Here is a 22,980-nt window from a genome sequence, read left to right as displayed (position 1 = left end):
GACGTTTGCGATCAATATTCGACCAAATGCTCCCGCCTCGCGCAGGGAGCCGGGAACACAATAGAATTTTCGAACGGAGGATTTGCGGATGACGGCATCCTGGAGATTTTCGACCCTGGCGGATCGCCATCGCGCGTTAGGCTCGAAGCTCGAAGACTGGAGCGGCATGGGCACCGCCTGGACCTACGACAAGGACGCCGACGAGGAATACACCGCCATCCGCACCAGGGCCGGGCTGATGGATGTGTCGGGCCTGAAGAAGGTTCACATCACCGGGCCGCACGCCTCACACCTCATCGACCTGGCAACGACGCGCGACGTGGAGAAGATCTATCCCGGCAAGTCGGCCTATGCCTGCATGCTGAACGAGGCCGGAAAATTCACCGACGACTGCATCCTCTACCGCACCGGGCCGAACGCCTGGATGGTGGTGCACGGCTCCGGCACCGGCCATGAGGAATTGCAGCGCGCTTCCGTCGGCCGCGACGTATCGCTGCGCTTCGACGACAATCTGCACGACCTGTCGCTGCAGGGACCGACCGCGGTCGACTATCTCTCAAAGCATGTGCCGGGCATTCGCGACCTCAACTATTTCCATCATATGCAGACGCAGCTGTTCGGCTTTCCCGTCATGATCTCGCGCACCGGCTATACCGGCGAGCGCGGCTACGAGATATTCTGCCGCGGCCAGGACGCCGGCACGATCTGGGACAGGATCCTCGACGAGGGCAAGAGCGCCGGCATCATTCCGTGCCGCTTCACCACGCTCGATATGCTGCGCGTCGAAAGTTATTTGCTGTTTTATCCCTATGACAACTCGCAGAAATATCCGTTCGAGAACGAAGGCCCCGGCGACACGCTGTGGGAGCTCGGCCTCGACTTCACCGTCAGCCCCGGCAAGACCGGCTTTCGCGGCGCCGAAGAGCATTACCGCCTCAAGGGCAAGGAGCGCTTCAAGATCTACGGCGTGCTGCTCGACGGCAAGCAACCCGCGGATGAGGGCGCGCCGGTCTATCGCGACGGCAAAAAGGTGGGCGTGGTCACCTGCGCCATGTATTCGCCGCTGGTCGAGAAATCGATGGGCATCGCCCGCCTCGACGTCGACTGCGCGGTCAAGGACACCAAGCTCGAGATCCGCAACAAGAGCGGTTCGATCAGGGCGACGGCGCAGCCTCTGCCCTTCGACGATCCCAAAAAGACCAAGCGCACGGCGAAAGGCTGAGGCACAATCGACAGCGAGGGGTTTCGAGGTACGAAGTAGAGAATGGCAGCCAAAACGATCATCAGCCGGCCCATTTACGGAACCCTGTCCCCGCAGCCCGGCAAGCATCATCTTTTCGTGGCGGATGCGGAAGGCGCGCTGGCGATCGTCGATATGGCAAGGACGGCGCCCCCCGGCTTCTTCGACGGCGCCGAAATCGTCTTCATTCCCGGGGCCGACGGCAAGCACGTTGCCGCTCTTGAGGCACTGAAGTCCGCGCAATTTCATGTCGCGCCAACCTTCGCCAGCCTGCTGCCCCGGCTGAAGCAGACGCTTGCCAACGCGCATATGGGCCTGCGCCTCTATCTCGCCGGCACCGAAGGGCTGATCGGCCAGGCCATGCAGGTGGCGCTCGAAGCCGGCATCGATCATACCTCCATGCAGACCGAGCATCGCGGCTCATTGGCGCGGCGCATGCAGTGCGTGCATTGCAAAGGCATCACCGAAAATGTGACGACGCAGCCGGCCACCTGCGCGCATTGCGGCCTGCTGCTTCTGGTGCGCGATCATTATTCGCGACGGCTGGCAGCATTCCAGGGCGTCTGCATAAATGCCGAGGATCGCTCGGAGATCCCTCCCATAGAGGAGGTCTTCCCATGAGCACCGGCACCACCAAGCTCGATGTCGTCGTCAGCGACGTCGTCCCGGTCAACGAACTGGTGACGCGCTTCCATTTCCGCCGCCGTGACGGTGAGCTTTTGCCGACCTTTTCCGGCGGCGCCCATGTCGTGGTCGAGATGCGCGATGGCGACCGCACAAGGCTCAATCCCTATTCGCTGATGGGATCGCCGCTCGACACCCGCGAATACACCATCTCGGTGCGCCGCGACGATGTCGGCCGCGGCGGCTCGTTGTTCATGCACCGGAGCGTCAAGCCTGGCCTGGAGATGGTCGTCAGCTGCCCCGTCAATCTGTTCTCGCTCGACCTCAGGGCAAAGAAGCATCTGATGCTTGCCGGCGGCATCGGGATCACGCCGTTCATGGCGCAGACCGCGCAGCTCGCCGGGTCCGGCGGCAATTTCGAGCTGCACTACACCTGCCGCACCGCCTCGCTCGGCACCTATGCCGATGTGCTGCAGGAGCGCTATGGCCGTCGCGTCCGGCTCTATCACGACGACCGCGACGAGCGCATCGAACTCGACCGTCTCTTGTCCTCGCAGCCGCTCGGCACCCATCTCTATGTCTGCGGCCCGGCCGGCATGATCAACTGGGTGCGCGAGCGCGCTGCGGCTCTCGGCTGGCCGGCGGAGACCGTGCACTACGAGCATTTCGCGGCACCCCAGCCCGGCCTGCCGTTCGACGTCACACTTGCCGTTAGCGGCAAGACCATCCGCGTCGGCGAGCAGCAGAGCCTGCTCGAAGCGATCGAGGCCGCCGGCGTCGATCCGCCCTATCTCTGCCGCGGCGGTGTCTGCGGCCAGTGCGAGACCAACGTCGTCTCGTATGACGGCAAGTTCATCCACAACGACCACTGGCTCAGCGAGGAAGACCATCGTTCCGGCTGCAAGATCATGCCGTGCGTGTCGCGCTTCGAAGGCAAGTCGCTGGTCCTGGAAAGATAGGAGGCCAGCTTGGGCATCACCTTTCGCAAGGAAACGTTTCGCGACGATTTCACCTTCAGGAACAGCCCGGAACACATCAGGCGGTTTCCGTTCCCGTTCCACGAAGACGCCTACATGTATGCGGTCAACATCGAGCCGCATGTGGTTGGCCCCAAGGGCAGCGTTCTGGAAAACCTGATCGACGTCGACGAGCACTATGTCGCCGAGATGCAGGACCGTGCACTGGTGCTGGCCGACGATCCGCTGCGCTGCCAGTCGCTGCCGCATATGACGCTGGCCGGCTGGGACCTGCTCGAACTTTTGATGGAGCAACAGGCACTTGGCTATCCCGAGCATTTCACCCTGACCCGCGACGGCGACCGCTGGCGCTGGATCAACCGGCCGCTCGGCATCGACGACACCTTCACCTTCGGCGACACCTCGACACTGCCTTACGGGCCGATGGAGTACATCACCCGCCAGAGCCAGGGTGATTTCTGCATTCTCGATCAGCGCGACGGCAATCTTTGGATGGACGCCGGCATGGTCACCACTCAGGCCGACTGGTCGCTCGATTTCGACATCGGCATGAATTTCTTCGAATGGCACGCGCCGGTGCCGCTGGCGCATGAGAAGGGGATTTTCGTCAGGGCGCTGAAGTTCCTCACCAACATCCAGCAGGGCAAGCCGGCGCGGCGTCTCAACTGGACGATGACCATCAACCCGCGCCTCGACACCAGTCCGGAGAATTACCACAAATGGGGCCCGGACCGCGCGACGGTGACGCCCGAAAATGTCGGCGACAAGGTGCATCTGCGCGTCGAACTGCAAAGCTTCTGGCGCCTGCCGCGCTCGAACGGCATCGTCTTCCCGATCCGCTGCTATCTGATCAAGATGGACGAACTGGTGACACAGCCGAAATGGGCAAGGCGACTGCACCGGGTGATCCGGGATTTGCCGGAAGAGCTGGCCACCTACAAGGGCCTGACGCGGTATCGGCCGACATTGGTGGAATGGCTGTCGAAGCTGGATGATGGCAGTGCGACGTCACCGGGGTTCGGGCCGGACTAAAGGCCCCCTCATCCGGCCGCTGCGCGGCCACCTTCTCCCCGAGCGGAGAAGAGATCGCCAGCGCTGACGCCAGACTCCTCTCCCCTCGGGGCAATCCGGGTGAGCGGGCTGCGGCGGTCCGACTACCCCGCGCTCTGCGGATAGCAAATAATCGACAGATACCGCATCGGAAGTTTCGTCAGTTGCTCCGGCCCGTGCGGCGCGTCGGCGTCGAAGAACAGGCTGTCGCCCGGCTTCATCGGATAGAGGTTGCTGCCGTGCCGGTACACCACCTCGCCCTCCAGCATATAGAGGAATTCCATGCCCTCATGCTGGAAGGTCGGGAACACATCCGAATCCTCGGTCAGCGTAATCAGATAGGGCTCGACGACGACGCCGCTGGTGTTGGAGCCGATATGGCCGAGCAGATTGTATTGATGGCCGGCGCGGGTGCCGCGGCGTTCGACATCTAGCCCTTCGCCGGCCTTGACGAAGACGGCGCTGCGCTCTTCCTCGAATCGGCGGAAGAAGGCGGTGACGGGAACGCCGAGCGCCCTCGACAGCGCCTGCAGTGTGGTCAGCGACGGCGAGGTGATGCCGTTCTCGATCTTCGACAGCATGCCCAGCGAAATATCGGTGGCGACGGCGAGATCGGCGACGGTGATGCCGAGCTTCTTGCGGAAGGCGCGCACCTCGCGCCCGATCGCCACCTCCAGCACTTTTTCGCGCGTGTCGCGAATGGCGTGCGGATTCTGCGTCAGCGGCGCGCGGATGGTTTTTCCGTCCACGGAGGCCTTTGCCGGTGGCTTTGCCCTTGTCGAAGCAGTCTTGGAATCGGAACTTGTCTTCGCCATCTCGCCTCCGAATCCCCATGATTATTTCACTCCAGGTGAACATATTCGGTGCCGATACAGAAACGCAACCGCGCAGCAAGCCCCTTAAGTCGAATGGTGTCCGAACAGGATTTACGCCGTCATCCGTTTTTCCGGAAATCCGCTGGGGCGAAACGCGGTTTCTCCACAAGGCCTGTTGACAGCATCCAAGAGGCAATTACTGTCCTGTGAGTGAAATTTGTTTCGTAAGAGCAATTCCAAAAATCGAATGACACCGGGAGGCCTGCCATGAAAACGCGCGTTGCCGTCATTGGAGCGGGGCCATCCGGTCTGGCCCAGCTCAGGGCCTTCAAGTCGGCTGCCGACAAGGGCGCCGAGATCCCCGAAATCGTCTGCTTCGAAAAGCAGTCGGACTGGGGCGGCCTGTGGAACTACACCTGGCGCACCGGCCTCGACGAGCATGGCGACCCCGTCCACGGCTCGATGTACCGCTACCTCTGGTCGAACGGACCGAAGGAATGCCTGGAATTCGCCGACTATACGTTCGAGGAGCATTTCGGCCGCCCGATCGGATCCTACCCGCCGCGCGCCGTTTTGTGGGATTACATCAAGGGTCGCGTCGAGAAATCAGGCCTGCGCAAATGGGTGCGCTTCAACAGCCCGGTGCGCATGGTCACCTTCTCGGACGAGAGCAGGAAATTCACTGTCACCGCGCATGACCGCACCAACGACGTCACCTACTCCGAAGAGTTCGACAATGTCGTCGTCGCTTCCGGGCATTTCTCGGTTCCCAACGTTCCCTATTTCGAAGGCTTTTCGACCTTCAACGGCCGTATCCTGCACAGCCATGATTTTCGCGACGCCATGGAGTTCAAGGGCAAGGACATACTGATCATCGGCCGCTCCTATTCTGCCGAGGACATCGGCTCGCAATGCTACAAATACGGCGCCAGATCGATCACCTCCAGCTACCGCTCCAAGCCGATGGGGTTCAAATGGCCGGAGAACTGGAAGGAAGTGCCGCTGCTGCAGAAGGTCGTCGGCAAGACGGCGCACTTCAAGGACGGCACCACAAAAGATGTCGACGCCATCATCCTGTGCACCGGCTATCTGCATTCCTTCCCGTTCCTCACGGAAGAGCTGAAGCTGAAGACCGCCAACCGCATGTGGCCGGACGGGCTCTATGAGGGCGTCGTGTGGGAGAAGAACCCGAAACTGTCCTATATCGGCATGCAGGACCAGTTCTACACTTTCAACATGTTCGACGCCCAGGCCTGGTTCGCCCGTGACGTCATCATGGGCCGCATCAAGCTGCCGTCGGGACAGGCGATGGCCGAGCACGGCGCCAAGTGGCGGGCACGCGAAGAGACGCTGGAAGACGCCGAGCAGATGATCTGGTTCCAGGGCGACTACACCAAGGAACTGATGGACCAGACCGACTATCCCGGCTTCGACGTCGAGGCGGTCAACCAGACCTTCATGGAATGGGAGCACCACAAGGCGGAAGACATTATGAGCTTTCGCGACCACGCCTACCGCTCGCTGATGACCGGCACCATGGCGCCATTGCACCATACGCCCTGGCTGCAGGCGCTGGACGACTCGATGGAAAGCTATCTCCAGGTGAAGGGCGTGGCGGCGGAATAGGTCGGCGTGATGCAAAACAATGCGCCGGCACCGGCCCAGTTTCAATTCAGAGGGTAGTCGGGAGCCGCATCGGTCTCCGTCACCTTGACCCACACCAATTCGCTATAATAGGCACCCTCCGGGCCGGTGCCGTACATAGACAGCCTGTCAGCCATCAGCAGATGTGTCATGTCGTTGAGTGCCCGGCCGGTCGGCTCCTCGGGCCAGGCGAAGACGCCGTCGGTTTTGGCGCCGAACCTCACATCGGTGCATCCGAAATCGATCTCGACCTTCCACGACAGCAACGGCCTGATATCGCTGAGCGGCGGGCGCGGCGGATCGGGCTGCTCGAAGTGATGGTCGACCGAGACTCTCGTCGGCACTGCCGGCGTGATGCCTTTGGCTTTGAAGGAGGCGATGGCGTCGTCGCCAAATCGTGCGAGCAGGCCAGCGTGCCATAACCGGTAGGTCGCGCGGAAAAAGCCGCTGACCCGGATAGATTTGCCATCGTTGTTGAAGACGTTCACAGCGGCGTAGAAACGGCGCAGTCGTGGCGCCAGCGCCCGCCAGTCGCATTCGGCCGGTGTCCCCGGCGTCGCGATGAAATCGTTAAGCAGATCGCTGCCGCGCACATTGGCGTTCAGCACCGTGCAATCCTCACCATGGATATGCCAGTGCCGCCGGAGCTCGGCTGCTGCGATGCCGGGCTTGCGCAGCTCTTCCACCGAGGCGCGAACCCGAGCAATCGCGTAGGACGTAGCCGCATCCAACGTCTCAAACCCCGAAACCACATGCTCGCCGGTTTTGGCCATGTCGAAGACGACGACAGTAAAAGGCGGTTTGCGCTGATCGGGCATTCGGCAGCAAGCTCAGGCTGGTCGAGGATGAAGCAGCTTTCCGCGCGAAAATGCGTCAAAGTCAAGAGCTGGAGCGCGGCCTGCCATTTCCAGAAGAGGCGAACTCCAGAAGAGGCGAAACCGTCTATCCGAGCCGTGCTTGAGCTTTCGCGGCTCAGGGGTCGAAGACCGACCGCGATGATGTCGATGGCAGGTTGTTGCCAGCCCGCGACAATGCCGCGACTTTGGACAGTGCGACCAACACTTCCTGGCCGAGATCGCGTGTGCCGGCCACGGGGCAGGTGATGATCATCACTTCAATCCAGCGGATAGTCGGGAGGCGCCTCCGTCTCGGTCACCTTGGCGGTTAGTATCTCGCAGTCGTTGGCCCAGTCGGGGCCATCGCCGCGCATGGCCATCATGTCGGCCATCAGCAGGAACTGCATGGTTCTGAGCGCCCAGTCGGTGGGCTCTTGCGGCCAGGCGAAGATTCCGGCGGCGTCGCCGCCGAACTTCACGTCATGGCAGACAAAACCGACCTCGACCTTCCAGGATCGCAGCGTCACGCCTGGCGGCGGGTAGGGCGGGTCGGGAAGCTCGAAGTAATTGGCGACCATGAGCTTCGTCGGCTCCGCCGGCTCGATCCCCTTGGCCTTGAAGGCGGCAATGGCGTCGTCGCCAAAGCGCTCGAGGAGGCCGTCTCGCGTCAGCCTGTAGGTCGAGCGAAAGAAGCCGCCCGCCCAGACGGATTCGTTGTTGCCGTTGGAGATCAGCAGCGAGGCGCGGAAGCGGCGCAGCCTTGGCGCGAGAACTTGCCAGTTGCATTCGGCCGGCATCGACGGCGTCGCAATGAAATCGTCGAGTAGATCGCTGCCGCGCCCTCCGGCGTTCAGCACCGAACAGTCTTCGCCATAGAGGTGCCAGAGCTGGCGAAGCTCAGCAGTGGCGATGCCGGGCTTGCGCAACTCCTCCACCGAGGCGCGAACCCGCGCAATGGCGTAGGACGTCGCCGCCTCCAGCGTCTCAAACCCCGAAACTACGTGCTCCCCGTCCGGCTCGCCGGTCTTGGCCATGTCGAAGACGAGTACGGCAAAAGGCGGTTCGCCGGGATTGGACATTCAACAATTATCCTAGTCTTGCCCGCGCCTTCGCCGTCCAGGCATTGAACAGCCGGTCTGCGACGATGCCGATGAAAGCGATGGCGAGACCCGCGACAATGCCGCGTCCGGAATCGGCCTTGGACAGCGCGATGAAGACTTCCTGGCCGAGGTCGCGTGTGCCGACCATGGCGCAGATGATGATCATCGCCAGCGCCATCAGGATCGTCTGGTTGACGCCCAGCATGATTTCGGGAAGCGCCAGTGGCAATTGTACCCGAAAGAAGGTCTGGCGCGGCGTGCAGCCGGAAACCTTCGCCGCCTCGATCAGCGCCGGTGGCACTTGCCGGATGCCGTGATTGGTGTAGCGGATCGCCGGCACCACGGCGAAGGCGACCGTGGCGATCATGGCGGTGACGTCGCCGACCCGGAACAGCATCACCACAGGAATGATGAAGCAGAAGGACGGCAGCACCTGCAGCGTGTCGATGATGGGCGTGACGATCTTTTCGAAGCGGTCGCTGCGCGCGGCCATCAGGCCAATCGGGATGCCGATCAGGCAAGCGATGAAGGCCGAGATGCCGCAGAGATAAACCGTCGCCATGGTCTTTTCCCACAGGCCGGTGACGGCGCAGAAGGCGGTCAGCGCGGCGACGAAGGCGGCGAGACGCAGGCCACCGAACTGGTAGCCGGCGAGGCCGAGCAGGGCCACCGCGCCGAGCCACGGAAAGCCTTCGCAGAAGGCGCGCAGCGGGTTCAGTACATTGAGGATGAGCGCCACGCGAAACGCTTCGATCACGTCGAAGAAGTTGATCGTCACCCAGCTCACCGCCGCCTTCCACAGTGGCGCAGTGGTGAAGGTGATCGCCTTCGGCACCGCCGCGAAGGCCGGTACGAACAGGCCGAGCAGCGTCGTCACGACCAGGATGGCGATGGCCTGCGACAGATTGGGATAGCGCCGCCAAACGCTCTGGTTCGCCTGCCGTTGAACGTGGCCTTTTGCCTGCTTATGCGCGATCGCCTGGCTGAGCCGGTCGAGCGCGATGGCGAGCGCCACAATGGCGAGCCCGGCTTCCATCGCTTCGCCGACCTTCAGCGCACGCAGCGCCAGCAGCACGTCGTAGCCGAGGCCGCCGGCGCCGATCATCGAGGCGATGATCACCATGTTCAGCGCCAGCATGATCACCTGGTTGACGCCGATCATCAGTGTCGGCCGCGCCGACGGCAGCAGCACGCGCCACAATTTCTGCCGCGCCGTGCAGCCGGCCATCTCTGAGAAATCGTCGATCTCTGACGGCACCCGCGACAGGCCGAGCATCGTCGCCCGCACCATCGGCGGCGTGGCGAAGATGGCGGTGGCGATCATCGCCGAGACCGGGCTGTTGCCGAACAGGAGCAGCATCGGGATGAGATAGGCGAAGGTCGGGATGGTCTGCATCAAATCGAGGGCAGGTGAGATGATCAGCCGCTCGGCCCATGGCTTGCGCCACGCCCAGATGCCGGCGAACAGGCCGGTGACGATGCAGAACGGCACCGCGATGGAAATCAGTGCCAGTGTCAGCATGGCGCTGGTCCATTGGCCGAACAGCGCGGTGTAGAGGAAGCAGCCGCCGACCAGCATGCCGAGTTTTCTACCGCCCACGGCGTGCCCGGCGATGAAGGCGGCTACGCAGACGCCGATCCAGGACAGGCGCGGCAGGAAATAGGCATCGGCGCCGTGACCAATCTTGAAATTCTTGGCCAGCAGGTCGAGCGCGAAATCGAGGGGAACGCCGAGCACCGCGGTGATCGAGCGGGTCAGCCAGGACAAGTTCGGCTTGATCCAGCGCATCAGCGCACTGACCCAGTCGGCGACGGGAACGACCGCATCGGCCGGATAGTTGATGGCCCAGGGCAGTCTGTCCTGCAGCAGAAACACCACCAGCACGGCGGCCAGCGCCAGCGCCCAGACCAGCAGCCAGCGCTGAACCGGTGGCCTCGTTTGGCTGGCGCTTGCCGTCACCGTCATGCGCCGGCTCTCGTATGCTCGATACCGGCCAGCAACTCGATCACCGATTGCGGCGTCACCTCGCCGATCGGCCTGCCGCTGCCGTTGACCACGGCGAAGGGCTTACCCGACGCGACAATGCTGGCCGAGAAGCTGGCGATCTTGGCGTCGGGCAAAACCGTGCCGCCATGCTCGGCGCCATCGCAGGCACGCATCAGGCTGCGCGCCGAAATCACCTTGGCGCGGTCGACATCGCGGGTGAATTCGGCGACATAGTCGGTCGCCGGGTTGACAACCAGCTGTTCCGGCGTGCCGGTCTGGATGACCTCTCCATCCTTCATGATGGCGATGCGGTCGGCAAGCCTTATCGCCTCGTCGAAATCATGGGTGATGAAGACGATGGTCTTGTGCAGCATGGTCTGCAGCCGCATCAGTTCGTCCTGCATCTCGCGGCGGATCAGCGGGTCGAGCGCCGAGAACGGCTCGTCGAGGAACCAGATCTCCGGCTTGGTCGCGAGGCTGCGGGCAATGCCGACGCGCTGCTGCTGGCCGCCGGAGAGTTCGCGCGGATAGAAATGCTCGCGGCCGCGTAAGCCCACGAGATCGATCACCTCCCGCGCTCTCGTTTCGCGCGTCGGTCGGTCCTGGCCCTGGATGCTCAGGGGAAAGGCAATGTTGTCGAGCACGTTAAGATGCGGCAGCAGCGCAAAATTCTGGAACACCATACCCATGCGATGACGCCGCAGTTCGATCAGCGCCGCATCGGAAATCTTGAGCAGGTCGTTGCCTTCGAATTCGACCTTGCCGTGGGTCGGCTCGACCAGCCGCGACATGCAGCGCACCAGCGTCGACTTGCCGGAGCCGGACAGCCCCATGATGATGAAGATCTCGCCCTGGCGTATTTCGAGATCGACGGCGCGCACCGCACCCACCAGTCCGGCGGCAGCGACATCGTCGATGCTGGCCTTGCCGTTACGCTCGCGGATGAAGCTGGCCGCGTTCGATCCGAACAGTTTCCAGACATTACGGCAGGCAAGCTTTATCGGCCGCGCATCCTCCGGCGTGCCAGCCGCCTGCGGTTCAGTCGCTTCCGTCATCCAATGGTCCTTCTGGAAAATGGAGATAAGACCCGGCCGCCAGGGCCGGGTCTGGCTTCCAGTCAGGCGATCACTGCGCCCAGGCTTTCCAGTCGGCTTCATGAGCGGCGATCCAGGCGGCGGCGACATCTTCGGGCGTCTTGCCGCCGAGGTCGATCTCGCCGCTCATCTTGTTGAGCTCATCGGTGTCGATGGTGTACGCCTTGGCCACCTTGTAGGCGACCGGCCATTTGTCCTTCATGCCGGACCAGGAGTATTTCCAGATTTCGCCATGCGGTTTGCCGCAATCATATTTGGCATCCGGGTTGGTGCCCCATTTCGGGTCGGTGTAGCACTCGGGCGTATACTCCGGGAATTCGACCCACTCGCCCTTGTACTTGGCCGGCGCCCAATGCGGAGAATAGATCCACAGCATGATCGGCGCCTTGCGCTGATAGGCCGAGTCCAACTCGGCGAACATCGCCGCGTCGGTGCCGGCATGGATGACGGTGAAGGGCAGCTTCAGCGCCTCGACGCGCTCGTCGTCAAAGCCTTCCCAGGTTACCGGGCCGCCGAGATAGCGGCCCTTCGGCGCCGTCTCCGCCGTCGAGAAAGCCTCGGCGCATTTCGGGTCCTTCAGCGCCTCCCAATTGGGCAGGCCGGGGCATTTCTCCTTCATATATTCGGGAAACCACCACTCCTCCTTGGCCTTCGGCCCGAGCTTACCCAGCCGCTCGGTCTGGCCGGTGGCGTCTGAAGCCTTCATCGCCTCGCCGGCCGTCGTGTCCCAGAACTCCAGGCCGACATCGAGGTCGCCATTGGTGAGACCGGTGGTCAGGCTGGAGAGGTAGTCGGCGGTCGGATATTCGACGGTGTAGCCGAGCTTTTCGAGGATACCGCCAAGGATCTTGGCGTTGAGATTGACGCTGGTCCAGTCGAACAGCGCGATCTTGATCGGGTCGTTGGATTCGGGTGCTGCTGCGTGGACCGGTGATGTAAGCGCACTTGCGGTGGCAAGCGCCAAGGCTCCCATTGATAGGTTCGAAATCACACTGCGAAATGACATGCTTGTTCTCCTGTCAAACCATGTGGAAATTTCTTGATCGTTCCCTTCTTGCGTCTTTTCTTGATTGTGTTGGAAAGGCGGGTCGTTGCGCAAGTTCGTTCGCACCATGCCATTGCCGCGGCCGCAACTTGCGCAGGCGAAATGGTTGCTCGACTCGGTGTTTATGTGATGCCGGGCGGGCCCGCGTCATGGCATCGGATGGATTGCTGCGTGAGCAATCGTCAACAGATCGATCGCCGCTCCAGCGGCGCTCTCAGACGTGCGAGCCATCAAGGTCCCATGGTCTCGGCCGGCGAGCCCCATCCCCGCCAAGGCCGTTTCATGAGATGAAATTATATATACCAACGTTCATGCGGCGCAACGGCTGATGCCCTGTGCACTGCGGAATTTCAGACTGGTCGATTGCCAACCGCTGGAGCGGACTTCACGACATGATCAGGCCGCCATCGACATTGATGGTCTGGCCGGTGATGTAGGCGGCGTCGTCGCTGGCGAGAAAGCTGACCAGGCCGGACACGTCCTCGCCGCTGCCGGCGCGCCCCATCGGGATGTTCTTCACCCATTCGGCCATCAGCTCGCCGGGCTTGTAGTCACCCATCAGCTTGCCCCAGGCGGCGTCGTTGTAAGCCCACATGTCAGTGTCGATAATGCCGGGGCAAATCGCGTTGACGGTGATCTTTTCCTTGGCGACTTCCTTGGCCAGGCTCTGGGTGATGCCGACGACGCCGAACTTCGACGCCGCATAATGCGGCGTGTAGATGAAACCCTGCCGCGCCTGGCCCGATGCCGTGTTGATCAGCCGGCCGCCATCGCCATGCTTGCGGATGCGGGCGATCGCTTCCTGACAGCACAGGAACACGCCCTTGGTGTTGACCGCCATCACCTTGTCCCACTCGGCCTCGGTCATCGCCTCGATCCGGGCGATGGTGATGACGCCGGCATTCTGCACCGAAATGTCGACACGGCCGAATTCCTTCTCGGCGAGATCGTAAAGCGCTGTAACCTCATCCTTCCTGGTCACGTCCATGCGCATCGACGCGACCTTGGCGCCCGCTGCTTTCAGGCCGGCGGCGACGTCCTCGACGCGGGCATCGATGGCGCTGACCACGATCGCGGCACCTTCCTCGGCGAAGCGCTTCGCCATCGCCGCGCCGATGCCACCGCTCGCGCCGGTGATGACCGCAGTCTTGCCTTCAAAACGCTTCTGCATCTTTTCTCCTTACCAGCAGACAAAACCGCCATCGACGATCAGGTCGATGCCGGTGACGTAACTCGCGGCGCGGCTGGCCAGGAACACGGTCGGGCCGACCATCTCTTCCGGCGTCGCCATGCGCCCCATGGGCGTGTCGCGTTCGAAGATCTTGATCTGTTCGGCGACCTCCGGCCGCTTGTTCATCGGCGTCAGCGTGTAGCCTGGGCTCACCACATTGACGCGCAGGCCGCGATCGGCCCATTCCATGGCGAGGCTTTTCGACATGTGGATGACCGCCGCCTTCGACGAATTGTAATGCGCCTGGGTCAGGCCGCGATTGACGATCGAACCCGACATGGAGGCGATGTTGATGATCGAGCCCTTGCGCCGCGTCAGCATTGCGCGCGCTTCGGCCTGGCAGGACAGGAACACGCCGCTGACATTCACGTCGTAGATTTTCTGCCACTTCTCCAGCGACAGCGTCTCGGCGGCCTCGGCTCCTGCAATGCCGGCATTGTTGACGGCGATGGTCAGCGCGCCGAGCTCCTTTTCCGTGCGCTCGACTGCGGTCGCCAGGTCGGCCTCCGACGTCACCGTGCCGGTCAGCACCACCGCCTTGCGCCCAAGTGCCGAAATCTTGTGCGCCGTCTCGTCCAGCCCGCCCTTGGAGGTGTGGCCGAAACAGACGACATCGGCGCCGGCTTCGGCGAGCCCGATGGCAATGGCCTGGCCAATGCCGCTGCCGGCGCCTGTTACCAGCGCTACGTCGCCGCTGAGATCGAATAGTTTCATGTTGTTCCCCCTCCTGAAATGAAGGGGCGCCAGTCTTTGCTGGCGCCCCGCGCGGTCCGGTCCTTGGGAGGATACCACCTGCTGCGCTTTGTTCCGACTCCTGTCCTCAGCTCGTGGCGAGTTCCATCACCGCGACATTGCTCGCCTCGCTGCGGTCGAGAATGCCGCGCTGGCGGCCGCGGCTCAGCACCAGCACCCGGTGCGACAGCCCCAGCACCTCCTCGAGGTCGGAGCTGACCACCACCACCGCCATACCGGAGCGGGCGAGGTCGGCGATCACGTCGTAGATAGCCGCACGCGCGCCGACATCGATGCCGCGCGTCGGTTCATCGAGAATGAACACTTTTGGCGGCCGCGACACCCATTTGGCAATGATCACCTTCTGCTGGTTGCCGCCGGAAAGCTTGCTGACCGCCTGGCCAGGTTTGCCCTTGACCCCGAGCCTTGCGATGCCGGCCTCGGCGAATTTCTGCACCGCTTTCGGGAACACCCAGCCCTTCGGCGCGACATGGTCGAAATTGCCTAACGCCAGATTCTCGCCGATTGTCTGGTCGAGCACGACGCCTTGCGCCTTGCGGTCTTCCGGCACCAGCACGACGCCGGCCTTGATCGCCGCCGCCGGCCCGCTGAGATGCACCGGTTCGCCGGCAACACGCACCGAGCCGGACGAGATCGGATCGGCGCCGGCGATCGCCCGCACCAGTTCTGTGCGGCCGGCGCCGATCAACCCGGCAATGCCGAGAATCTCGCCTGCTTTGACCGAGAAGGAGACGTTGTTGAAACTCTTCTCCGGCGAAGACAGGTTCTCGACCTCGAGCAGTGTTTCCTCGCGCGGCGGCGTCAGATGCGGGAACATCCGCTCGACCGAGCGGCCGACCATCTGCTCGACCACTGTGCGCACGGGAATATCGGCGCGCTCGTGGCGGGCGACGATGCGTCCGTCGCGCATCACCACCACGCGGTCGGCAATCTGCGCGATCTCGTCGAGACGATGGCTGATATAGATGAAGGACATGCCTTCCGCCTTGAGCTTGCGGATCTGCTGGAACAAAAGCTCCGTTTCCTCGCCGCCAAGCGCTGCGGTCGGTTCGTCGAAGATCAGCAATTCGGCATTCAGCGTCAGCGCCTTGGCGATCTCGACCTGCTGCTGGGCGGCGATGCGCAGCGTGCCCACCTTGCGCTCGGGCGAGACGTCGAGGCCAAGCCGCTTCAACTGCGCCGAGGCCTTGGCGTTCATCTCCGCGCGGTCGATGCGGCCGCCGCGCATCGGCAGGCGCCCGACATAGACATTTTCCGCCACCGACAGGTCCGGCAGCAGCTTCAGTTCCTGATGGATCATGCCCACACCGGCATCGATTGCCGCGGCAGGCGAGGCGGGGGAATAGGGCTTCCCCCGCCAGATGATGGTGCCCGCGTCGGGCCGGGTCGAGCCGGCGATGATATTGGACACCGTCGACTTGCCGGCGCCGTTTTCGCCGAGCAGCGCCACAACCTCGCCCGGCCGCACCTCAAAGCTTGCATCGGCCAGGACCTGGACCGGTCCGTAGCTCTTGCAAAGGCCGTTGACGAAGAGCCCGTTGTGCGGGCTTTCGCTGTGGCGAGGATCAGGAGACATCGTGGTGCTCTCTTAAGCGGTGCCGGTCGTTACGGATGCTTGGCGATGAACTGCTCGACATTGTCCTTGGTGGTCAGCGTCGCATCCTGCAGCTGCTCGGCCGGAACGCTTTCGCCGGCCACCAGCTTGATCGCCGCATCGACGGCGAGACGGCCCATGCCTTGCGTCTGCTGCGTCGCGGTGACGTCGAACACGCCGTCCTTCAGCGCCTTGAGCGCGGCCACGTCGCCATCGAAGCCGGCAACCCAGACCTTGTGGCCGGGATTGGCGACCTTGACCGCCTGCGCCGCACCCAGCGCCAGCGCATCGGCCTGGCCGATGACAATGGAGACGTCGGGATGCGACTGCAGCAGGTCCTGCGTCAGCTTGAAGCCTTCGTCCTGGTGCCAGCCTTCGCTCCACAATTCGCCGACCACCTTGATATCGGGATAGGCCTTGAGCGCTTCGCCGCAGCCCTTCGAGCGATCCACTTCCGGCGTGGTGCCCTTCTGGCCGTGGATGATGATCAGTTCGCCTTTGCCGCCGGCCTGCTTGGCGATGTAGTCGCACACCGCCTGCGCCGAGGCGACGCTGTTGGTGGCGATGAAGGTGTCGCCGGGCGCGCCGTCGGCGTTGCGGTCGACATTGACGACCGGGATGCCGGCAGCCTTGGCGGTCTTGGTCGGCACGGTGGCGGCTGTGGCGCCGGCCGGAATGTAGATCAGCGCGTCGATGTTCTGCGTGATCAAATCCTGTACCTGGCTGACCTGCGTTGCCGAATCGCCCTTGGCGTCGACGGTGACGATCTCGATGCCCTTTTCCTTGCCGTAGGCTTCGACCGACTGCTTGATCTGGTTGAAGAAGTCGGCCTGCAAATTGGCCACGGCGAGGCCAAGCTTCTTGGCCTCCTTGGCCGAGGCCATGTCGGTCAGCCCGAGCAGCGGAATGATGGCGGCCGCGGCAAGCAGCAATGAACGTTTGGTCAGCATGTGTTTCCTCCGTTGATAGTCAAACTGTCCCGCCAGCGCATCGCGCCCCTTGGAACATCCCAGTTTCGGATCGACCGATCCGTCTATCGCCCGGACGTTCCGGGCGAATTCTCAATTGTGCCCCGCTCTCTATCGCGCCCTGCGCCGCCAGGTGTCGCTGGCGACGGCCAGCGCGATCACCACGCCGATCACCACCTGCTGGATGAAGGGCGAGACGCCGAGCAGATTGAGGCCGTTGCGCAGCACGCCGATGATGAGCACGCCTACCGCTGTGCCGCCGATCGAACCGACGCCGCCCGAGAGGCTGGCGCCGCCGATCACCACCGCCGCGATGGTGTCGAGTTCATAGCCCAGGCCGGAACTCGGCTGCACCGAATCCAGCCGCGCGGCGAGCACGATGCCGGCCAGTCCGGCCAGTACGCCGCAGATCGTGTAGACCCAGTTGGTCAGTGACTTCACCGGAATGCCGGAGAGCCGCGCCACCTCGGCGCTGCCGCCGATGGCGTAAAGGCTGCGGCCGGTGGCGCGGTAGTTGAGGAAGATGGCGAAGACGATCGCCAGCACCATCATCACCCCGACTGTGACCGACAGGAAGCCGAAATGGCGGATGATTGACAGGCTGGTGAACCAGTCGGGAAAGCCGACGATCTGCGAGCCGTCGGTGATCATGTTGGCAAGGCCGCGCGCCACCGACATCATCGCCAGCGTCGCGATGAAGGGCGGCAGCCGGGTGACGGTCACCAGCAGGCCGGACACCAGTCCGCAAAGGCCGGCGACGACCAGTGCTGCAACGACGCCGGCCGCAAGGCCGAGATTGAGATAGTCGGGGTGGGCGACGAAGCCCATCACCATGGCGGCCAGCGCCAGCACCGAGCCGACCGAGAGATCGATGCCGCCGATCAGGATCACCAGCGTCATGCCGATTGCCATGATGCCGAGCACGGTGATCTGGTCGAGTACGTTGAGGATGTTGCGCATGGTGAGGAACGTGTCGGTGGTCAACGTCAGCGCCAGGCAAAGCAGCAGCAGCCCGATCAGCGGCCCCATGGTTCCGGCAAACAGCGCCGAAAGCTTCGCGGCCGTCGCACCTTGAGTGCCGGGCGCGGCTTTCAACTCGCCAGCCTTCGACTCGCTTGCATCATTACTCACGGCCACTTCGTCTCCTCCGTCAGCGAAACGGCGATGGCCTGCCGTCCGCTCTTGTTCACCAGGCACCTCCCTGTGAACAATTTATCTTTGATATGCAATTTTGTTCAGCTAAACTGTTCATTAGAAAATTGTCAAGAGCCGTTGCGCCATTCGGCGGTTGTTTGCGCCACCGGGCGGTTTGTCCTAGGGAAGGCCAGGGGGCGGCGCTTGCGGAAAGATTTCCGAAATTTGCCGCGGGAGGGCAAAAGATGGCGACCGTCGAAAACGAGAAGGCCTCGCGCTTCCCCGATGCCGAGCTCAAGGCCCGGGCCGCCTGGCATTACTATGTCGAAGGTCTGACGCAAGAGCGCATTTCCGAGATCCTCGGCGTCGGCCGCATCAAGGTGCACCGCATTCTCTCCGCTGCGCGAGAGGAGGGCATCGTGCAGTTCCGCATTCGCGACAGTGTCGTCGAATGCGTGCAGCTCGAGGAGAGCCTGAAGCAGCGTTTCGGGCTCAGCCAGGCGGTCGTGGTGCCATCAGCCGCTGATCGCAGCAACGCGCCGCTGATGATCGGCCACGCGGCTGCCGCCTATCTCGCCGACAATGTGAATGCCGGCGACGTCATTGCGCTGGGCTGGGGCCGCACGCTGAAATTCGCCATCAACGAATTGCCGAGGCGGCCGATCGCCAGGACGACGGTCGTCTCGATGCTCGGCGGCCTCACCCACGCGCAGCCGCTCAACCCGACCGAAAGCGCCTGGGAGTTCGCCGAAAAGATCGGCGCTGAATGTTTCCTGCTGCCGGTGCCGGTCTATGCCGACAAGCCGGAACAGCGCGATGCCTTCATGAGCCAGCGCAGCGTCCAGGATGTCGTCTTCCGCGCGCGCCGCGCCAACATCGCCGTGCTCAGCGTCGGCTCGTTTTCCAAGGACAGCCCGATCGCCAATTACGGCTTCATCAAGCCGAGCGAACTTGAGGAACTGCAGGCCGCCGGCGCGGTCGGAGACCTCTTGTGCCATTTCATCGACGCCGAGGGCCACCCGGTCGACCATGAGGTCAACCGCCGCGTCTGCGCCTATCCGCTGCAGGATTTGTCCGATATTCCGAGCATCATACTGGTTTCAGGTGGTCAGGAGAAGGTCGCTGTGATGCGCGCGGCGCTGGCCAACACCAGGATTTCGGTGCTGATCACCGATGAGGATGCGGCCAAAGGCCTGCTCAATCGTTGAGCGCTGTCCGGCGTCGGTCAGAATTCGCAGGGCTCCGGACGACTGTCGTCCGACCAGTCGGCCAGTGCGATCGGCACGAATTTTCCCGCGACCGGTTTGCCGTCGTCCAGGTCCTTTGAGGCAACGCCTCTGCCGGTGAGAAAATTGATGTCGCAACCGCCCAGCGTCGTCTCGACCGAGCCGTCGGCTTTCTGAACATTCCAGTCCCAGTCGCGACTGTAGCCGGCGACAAGGAATTTACCGCCGCGCCAGACGATGGTCAGCGTTGTATCCCATGATTTGTTGGCGCCGCAGCCGAAGCACGAGGTGACGACAAGCGATCCCTTGCCCTTGCTTTCGAGCCCGAGAATACGGTCCTGCGTCAGCGCCTTTTTGACAAAGTCAGGCTTGCGCGAAGGATCGAGCTTTCCTTCGCCGGCAGCCAGATAGATCGAGAGATCCGCCAGCCCGGTGTCGGAATCCGCCGCGATCGCGGCCCGATCCATCCTGCCGTCATTGTCCATGTCGAGCGTGACCTCGAAGGGCGGCTCGTCCTGCGCACGCGCCGTCATCGGAGCTGCCGCAAGCGCGACAATCCAGGGCAGGGCGGCAAGGTGAAATACTGCTTTCATGAGCCCGATGAGTCTAGCATTGGCCGGGCAGGACGCAAAATCGGCAAGCTGGGCAGGTTGGGCATGGGAGCCTCACGCAGGCAAGCTGCGCTTGAACTCAGATCGCACCGAGCCGCGCGTGGATGTCGCGTGTCGCGTGATAGAGGTCGCGGTAGATCGCCTTGCGCGCCCGGTAAGCCGGCACCAGCGTCATATCCGGATCGACACGCCTGGCCGGCGCCGCCGCCATTGCCTTGGCGGCGTCTTCCGCCGAGGCGAACCAGCCGATCGCCGAAGCAGCCAGCATGGCCGCGCCAAGGGCCGCCGCCTCGTTGACCGGCGACACGAACAGCGGCCGCTCCAGCACGCTGGCCATGATCTTCATCAGCAGCGCCGAATTGGTGCCGCCGCCGGCGGAAATCATCTCTCCCGACTTGCCGCCGCTTTCGGCCTCCATCGCCTCGCTGGCGATGGCCTGCTCCAAAGCGATGCCTTCCAGCGTGGCGCGGAAGAGATGCCTGGGCTCATGGTCGAGCGACAGGCCAACAACGGCGCCGCGCGCCGCGCCATCCCAATAGGGGCTCATGACGCCGGCCCAATAGGGCATGACCAAAAGACCGTCGCCGCCGGCCGCAACATCGACCGCACCCTTCTCCAGTTCTGCCGCGGAAGACGCGCCGGTGGTGCGCACGATCCAGTCGACCAGTTGCATGCCCGAGCGCAGCACGGTTTCCAGCATGAAGCCGGAGCCGGTCGGCGAGACCAGCGTGCGAAACGCATCCGAAGTGGTGACCGTGCCGGAATAGCAGCCGCTGACGACGCCGGAGCCGAGCGAGAGATAGCTCCTGCCGGCACCATAGACGCCCATGCCGAGACCCATGGCCTGGCCATCGCCGGCGCCGGCGACAATTGGCGTGCCCGCTTTGAGGCCAGTCAGCTGGGCAATGCTTTCGGCAAGGCCGCCGCAGATTTCGCCTGGGCCGATCAGCGCCGGCAACTGCCGTGGCTGCAACCCTGCAGCCGAGACAAGCTCAGGGTGCCATTCGCCTGTCGTGACATCGAGCAAGCCGAGCGGGTCGGCACTTGCCGTGCTGGTTACCAGCCGTGCGGTCAGCCGGTGAACGAAGAAGCCATGAACATCGACCAGGGCGGCGGCGTTGGCCAGCACCTGCGGCTGGTGTTCCGCCAGCCAGGCGATGGCATAGAGCGCCGGCGTCGGATCCGGCGGCTTGCCGCTCCAGTCGCGGATCGTCTCGCGGCCAAGCTCGGCCGACAGCCTGGCGACTTGAGGCCGGGCGCGCTCGTCAAGCCACAGGATCGCCGGGATGAGCGGCGTGCCGGCCTGATCGATCAGGGTGAAGGTCTCGCGCTGATGGGCTATGGCAATTGCCGCCACGCGCGCGGCGCCGACCTTGTCGGCAACCTGCTTCAGCGCACTGATAAGGGCTGCCCACCAATGTTCGGCATCCTGCTCGAAATGGCCGGGCTTAGGATTGGCCAGCGGATAGGCCTCGCGCGCCTGGAACAGCTCCGCGCCGTCGCCGGTGAAGGCGATCGCCTTCACCGCCGTCGTCGAGGCATCGATCCCGATAACGACATCGTCCATCACAGGGAGATCCCGAAGGTTCAGGCGGCGTTGGTCACAAACTGTCCATCCGACTGGTCTAGACGGCGGCGGATCTGCGTTATCACCATCGAATCGTCGGGTACACAATTTTCATAGGTAAGGAAGTCGCCGGTCTTGACCGGCTTGACCACCTTGGCGCGTTCGGCAATCCCGAGCGGCAGCGCGCCCTTGGCGCGGGCGTCCTCCCAGGTCATGGCGAAGCCGCGATAGTCGTTCTCGCCGATCATGCCGAGCGATTGGCCCGCGCCGAGATCGCTCTTGGCCACCGCCACCGCTTCGGCGACCGGATGGTCGAGGGGCTCCATGTCGGCGCGTTTGTAGACAACGGCGCGCGCCGCCGACAGTGGCACTTCAAGGCTTGTCAGGTGATAGGGACGGTAGATCGTGAAATAGGGGCCCTTGCCGACCTTGAGGTCGACCATGCGCTCCAGCACGCGCGGATGCCTCGTTTCGATGATGCAGAACACGCCGGGCGCCACGCCCTTGCCGATAGAATAGTCCACCACGCCCTTGCGGTGCAGCACGCCGCCATCCTCGCGCGGGCAAAGCACGCTGGCCAGTTCCTCCAGCGTCGCCGTCGGGCCGTGCATGCCCGGCACGTCGGGCACCAGCCCGGTGGCGTTGGCGATAGCCACCATCTCGATCGCCGTCTTGGAACCGTCGACGAACTCGACCAGCATGCGCGCATTCATGTTGCGCTCGGCCGCTTCCTTCTCGTAGTCGGCGGGCATGGCGTCGATCTTGAGCGGGTTGTTTTTGCCCTTGCCGGCGGCGATGATGTTGAAGCCGAGGCTCTTGGCGAAGCCGATGATCTCCAGCGTGCAGGCGGGTTCGTCGCCGGCCGCACCGGTGTAGACCACGCCGGCCTTGCGCGCTTCCTCCTTGAGGAAGCGGCCGATCGTAATGTCCGCCTCGACATTGAGCATAACGATGTGCTTGCCGTTCTTCATCACTTCGAGCGCAAACAGCGTGCCGATGTTGGGATTGCCTGTCGCGTCGATGATGACATCAATGCGGCCGGCCGCGGCCAGCGCATGCAGATCTTCGGTGACAGCGATCTTGCCGGCCTCGATGGCGCGGTCGATGGCAGAGGCGTTCGCAGCCTGGACGATGTCGGAGCGGTCATGGCCGGCGAGCAGTGCGGCATCGATCGCCGCTTGCGGCCGCACCTCGGAAATGGCACCGATCCGCATGCCCGGCATCAGCGCCACCTGGACGACGATGTCGGTGCCCATCTGCCCGGCGCCGGCGAGTCCGATGGTGATGGGCCCTTGGGCTTCAGCGCGCTGCAGAAGTTCCGCTGCAAATTGCGGATGGGCCATATCGCTTCCTCCAGTCACGACGCGCCGCAGCGTCAAATCATCATTTTGAACATTCCTATTTCCATCTGAAAAATATTTCAACCCACAAATCGGAGAATGGCTGCAGGACCAAATCTCCCACGGAGGATTCGTGGGGTGACA

General features: G+C 63.3%; 21 protein-coding genes. 6 read left to right on the top strand and 15 right to left on the bottom strand.

What is annotated here, in order from left to right; all coding sequences use genetic code 11:
* Positions 1-88: 88 nt before the first annotated feature.
* The 4 genes from NKI96_RS06455 to NKI96_RS06440 are packed head-to-tail and all read left to right on the top strand — an operon-like array spanning position 89 to position 3,873.
* Positions 89-1,222: an aminomethyl transferase family protein gene (locus NKI96_RS06455; protein WP_023668543.1), complete on the top strand. Its 1,134-nt coding sequence runs from the start codon at positions 89-91 to the stop codon at positions 1,220-1,222.
* Between the two features lie 42 nt (positions 1,223-1,264).
* Positions 1,265-1,861, top strand: a complete 597-nt coding sequence (locus NKI96_RS06450) for a dimethylamine monooxygenase subunit DmmA family protein (protein ID WP_023668542.1) — start codon at positions 1,265-1,267, stop codon at positions 1,859-1,861.
* Positions 1,858-2,823 (top strand): PDR/VanB family oxidoreductase, encoded by a 966-nt coding sequence (locus NKI96_RS06445; RefSeq protein ID WP_352803373.1) that lies wholly within the window; start codon positions 1,858-1,860, stop codon positions 2,821-2,823. Before NKI96_RS06450 ends, NKI96_RS06445 begins: the two co-directional genes overlap by 4 nt.
* A gap of 9 nt (positions 2,824-2,832) precedes the next feature.
* Positions 2,833-3,873 (top strand): heme-dependent oxidative N-demethylase family protein, encoded by a 1,041-nt coding sequence (locus NKI96_RS06440; RefSeq protein WP_023687065.1) that lies wholly within the window; start codon positions 2,833-2,835, stop codon positions 3,871-3,873.
* 122 nt (positions 3,874-3,995) lie between these two features.
* On the opposite strand, the gene NKI96_RS06435 is transcribed toward NKI96_RS06440, so the two are convergent.
* Entirely contained in the window at positions 3,996-4,706 is a 711-nt protein-coding gene (locus tag NKI96_RS06435; protein WP_023687066.1) for a helix-turn-helix domain-containing protein, read from the bottom strand.
* A gap of 267 nt (positions 4,707-4,973) precedes the next feature.
* Here NKI96_RS06435 and NKI96_RS06430 point away from each other — a divergent pair, with 267 nt between their 5' ends.
* Positions 4,974-6,332, top strand: a complete 1,359-nt coding sequence (locus tag NKI96_RS06430; protein WP_023709929.1) for a trimethylamine monooxygenase — start codon at positions 4,974-4,976, stop codon at positions 6,330-6,332.
* Between the two features lie 41 nt (positions 6,333-6,373).
* On the opposite strand, the gene NKI96_RS06425 is transcribed toward NKI96_RS06430, so the two are convergent.
* From NKI96_RS06425 to NKI96_RS06375, 11 genes are all read right to left on the bottom strand, one after another.
* Positions 6,374-7,168, bottom strand: a complete 795-nt coding sequence (locus NKI96_RS06425) for a hypothetical protein (protein ID WP_023738437.1) — start codon at positions 7,166-7,168, stop codon at positions 6,374-6,376.
* 154 nt (positions 7,169-7,322) lie between these two features.
* Entirely contained in the window at positions 7,323-7,460 is a 138-nt protein-coding gene (locus NKI96_RS06420; protein ID WP_023726364.1) for a hypothetical protein, read from the bottom strand.
* Between the two features lie 4 nt (positions 7,461-7,464).
* On the bottom strand, positions 7,465-8,265 hold the full coding sequence (locus NKI96_RS06415) for a hypothetical protein (protein ID WP_023738438.1): 801 nt from the start codon (positions 8,263-8,265) through the stop codon (positions 7,465-7,467).
* A 7-nt stretch (positions 8,266-8,272) separates the two neighbouring features.
* Positions 8,273-10,252 carry an ABC transporter permease gene (locus NKI96_RS06410; protein WP_352803370.1) on the bottom strand — a complete coding sequence of 660 codons (1,980 nt, stop codon included), beginning with the start codon at positions 10,250-10,252 and terminating at the stop codon, positions 8,273-8,275.
* On the bottom strand, positions 10,249-11,328 hold the full coding sequence (locus NKI96_RS06405; RefSeq protein ID WP_023825995.1) for a quaternary amine ABC transporter ATP-binding protein: 1,080 nt from the start codon (positions 11,326-11,328) through the stop codon (positions 10,249-10,251). The genes NKI96_RS06410 and NKI96_RS06405 overlap by 4 nt, the downstream gene beginning before the upstream one ends.
* A 70-nt stretch (positions 11,329-11,398) precedes the next feature.
* A complete protein-coding gene (locus NKI96_RS06400) occupies positions 11,399-12,373 on the bottom strand; it encodes an ABC transporter substrate-binding protein (protein WP_023732157.1) in 975 nt (324 codons plus the stop codon).
* 424 nt (positions 12,374-12,797) lie between these two features.
* Positions 12,798-13,583, bottom strand: a complete 786-nt coding sequence (locus tag NKI96_RS06395) for an SDR family oxidoreductase (RefSeq protein ID WP_352803368.1) — start codon at positions 13,581-13,583, stop codon at positions 12,798-12,800.
* A 9-nt stretch (positions 13,584-13,592) separates the two neighbouring features.
* Entirely contained in the window at positions 13,593-14,357 is a 765-nt protein-coding gene (locus NKI96_RS06390; protein ID WP_352803366.1) for an SDR family oxidoreductase, read from the bottom strand.
* A 106-nt stretch (positions 14,358-14,463) separates the two neighbouring features.
* Complete coding sequence (locus NKI96_RS06385; protein ID WP_352803364.1) at positions 14,464-15,972, bottom strand: sugar ABC transporter ATP-binding protein; 1,509 nt, start codon at positions 15,970-15,972, stop codon at positions 14,464-14,466.
* Between the two features lie 29 nt (positions 15,973-16,001).
* A complete protein-coding gene (locus NKI96_RS06380; RefSeq protein WP_023684414.1) occupies positions 16,002-16,940 on the bottom strand; it encodes a sugar ABC transporter substrate-binding protein in 939 nt (312 codons plus the stop codon).
* A gap of 129 nt (positions 16,941-17,069) precedes the next feature.
* Entirely contained in the window at positions 17,070-18,053 is a 984-nt protein-coding gene (locus NKI96_RS06375; protein ID WP_502900251.1) for an ABC transporter permease, read from the bottom strand.
* 284 nt (positions 18,054-18,337) lie between these two features.
* On the opposite strand from NKI96_RS06375, the gene NKI96_RS06370 reads away from it, so the two are divergent.
* Positions 18,338-19,300 (top strand): sugar-binding transcriptional regulator, encoded by a 963-nt coding sequence (locus NKI96_RS06370; RefSeq protein WP_023668527.1) that lies wholly within the window; start codon positions 18,338-18,340, stop codon positions 19,298-19,300.
* Positions 19,301-19,317: 17 nt separating this feature from the next.
* Here the strand turns inward: NKI96_RS06370 and NKI96_RS06365 are convergent, their stop codons facing one another.
* From NKI96_RS06365 to NKI96_RS06355, 3 genes are all read right to left on the bottom strand, one after another.
* Complete coding sequence (locus NKI96_RS06365; protein ID WP_023668526.1) at positions 19,318-19,911, bottom strand: hypothetical protein; 594 nt, start codon at positions 19,909-19,911, stop codon at positions 19,318-19,320.
* 97 nt (positions 19,912-20,008) lie between these two features.
* A complete protein-coding gene (locus tag NKI96_RS06360) occupies positions 20,009-21,496 on the bottom strand; it encodes a xylulokinase (protein WP_023692138.1) in 1,488 nt (495 codons plus the stop codon).
* A gap of 20 nt (positions 21,497-21,516) precedes the next feature.
* A complete protein-coding gene (locus tag NKI96_RS06355; RefSeq protein WP_023668524.1) occupies positions 21,517-22,839 on the bottom strand; it encodes an NAD(P)H-dependent oxidoreductase in 1,323 nt (440 codons plus the stop codon).
* Positions 22,840-22,980 lie beyond the last annotated feature (141 nt).

This window comes from Mesorhizobium sp. M0292, assembly GCF_040321695.1.
GTDB lineage: Bacteria > Pseudomonadota > Alphaproteobacteria > Rhizobiales > Rhizobiaceae > Mesorhizobium.
The sequence above is the reverse complement of the archived record's forward strand: the minus strand, read 5'-3'. Positions and strand labels throughout refer to the sequence as shown.

Excerpts from the sequence above, each read along its gene's own strand:
- NKI96_RS06450 (WP_023668542.1), top strand. The coding sequence starts at position 1,265 with ATGGCAGCCAAAACGATCATCAGCCGGCCCATTTACGGAACCCTGTCC.
- NKI96_RS06405 (WP_023825995.1), bottom strand. The coding sequence starts at position 11,328 with ATGACGGAAGCGACTGAACCGCAGGCGGCTGGCACGCCGGAGGATGCG.
- NKI96_RS06380 (WP_023684414.1), bottom strand. The coding sequence starts at position 16,940 with ATGCTGACCAAACGTTCATTGCTGCTTGCCGCGGCCGCCATCATTCCG.
- NKI96_RS06415 (WP_023738438.1), bottom strand. The coding sequence starts at position 8,265 with ATGTCCAATCCCGGCGAACCGCCTTTTGCCGTACTCGTCTTCGACATG.
- NKI96_RS06355 (WP_023668524.1), bottom strand. The coding sequence starts at position 22,839 with ATGGCCCATCCGCAATTTGCAGCGGAACTTCTGCAGCGCGCTGAAGCC.
- NKI96_RS06370 (WP_023668527.1), top strand. The coding sequence starts at position 18,338 with ATGGCGACCGTCGAAAACGAGAAGGCCTCGCGCTTCCCCGATGCCGAG.
- NKI96_RS06425 (WP_023738437.1), bottom strand. The coding sequence starts at position 7,168 with ATGCCCGATCAGCGCAAACCGCCTTTTACTGTCGTCGTCTTCGACATG.
- NKI96_RS06390 (WP_352803366.1), bottom strand. The coding sequence starts at position 14,357 with ATGAAACTATTCGATCTCAGCGGCGACGTAGCGCTGGTAACAGGCGCC.
- NKI96_RS06365 (WP_023668526.1), bottom strand. The coding sequence starts at position 19,911 with ATGAAAGCAGTATTTCACCTTGCCGCCCTGCCCTGGATTGTCGCGCTT.
- NKI96_RS06400 (WP_023732157.1), bottom strand. The coding sequence starts at position 12,373 with ATGTCATTTCGCAGTGTGATTTCGAACCTATCAATGGGAGCCTTGGCG.
- NKI96_RS06420 (WP_023726364.1), bottom strand. The coding sequence starts at position 7,460 with ATGATCATCACCTGCCCCGTGGCCGGCACACGCGATCTCGGCCAGGAA.
- NKI96_RS06395 (WP_352803368.1), bottom strand. The coding sequence starts at position 13,583 with ATGCAGAAGCGTTTTGAAGGCAAGACTGCGGTCATCACCGGCGCGAGC.
- NKI96_RS06385 (WP_352803364.1), bottom strand. The coding sequence starts at position 15,972 with ATGTCTCCTGATCCTCGCCACAGCGAAAGCCCGCACAACGGGCTCTTC.
- NKI96_RS06435 (WP_023687066.1), bottom strand. The coding sequence starts at position 4,706 with ATGGCGAAGACAAGTTCCGATTCCAAGACTGCTTCGACAAGGGCAAAG.
- NKI96_RS06360 (WP_023692138.1), bottom strand. The coding sequence starts at position 21,496 with ATGGACGATGTCGTTATCGGGATCGATGCCTCGACGACGGCGGTGAAG.
- NKI96_RS06430 (WP_023709929.1), top strand. The coding sequence starts at position 4,974 with ATGAAAACGCGCGTTGCCGTCATTGGAGCGGGGCCATCCGGTCTGGCC.
- NKI96_RS06410 (WP_352803370.1), bottom strand. The coding sequence starts at position 10,252 with ATGACGGTGACGGCAAGCGCCAGCCAAACGAGGCCACCGGTTCAGCGC.
- NKI96_RS06445 (WP_352803373.1), top strand. The coding sequence starts at position 1,858 with ATGAGCACCGGCACCACCAAGCTCGATGTCGTCGTCAGCGACGTCGTC.
- NKI96_RS06455 (WP_023668543.1), top strand. The coding sequence starts at position 89 with ATGACGGCATCCTGGAGATTTTCGACCCTGGCGGATCGCCATCGCGCG.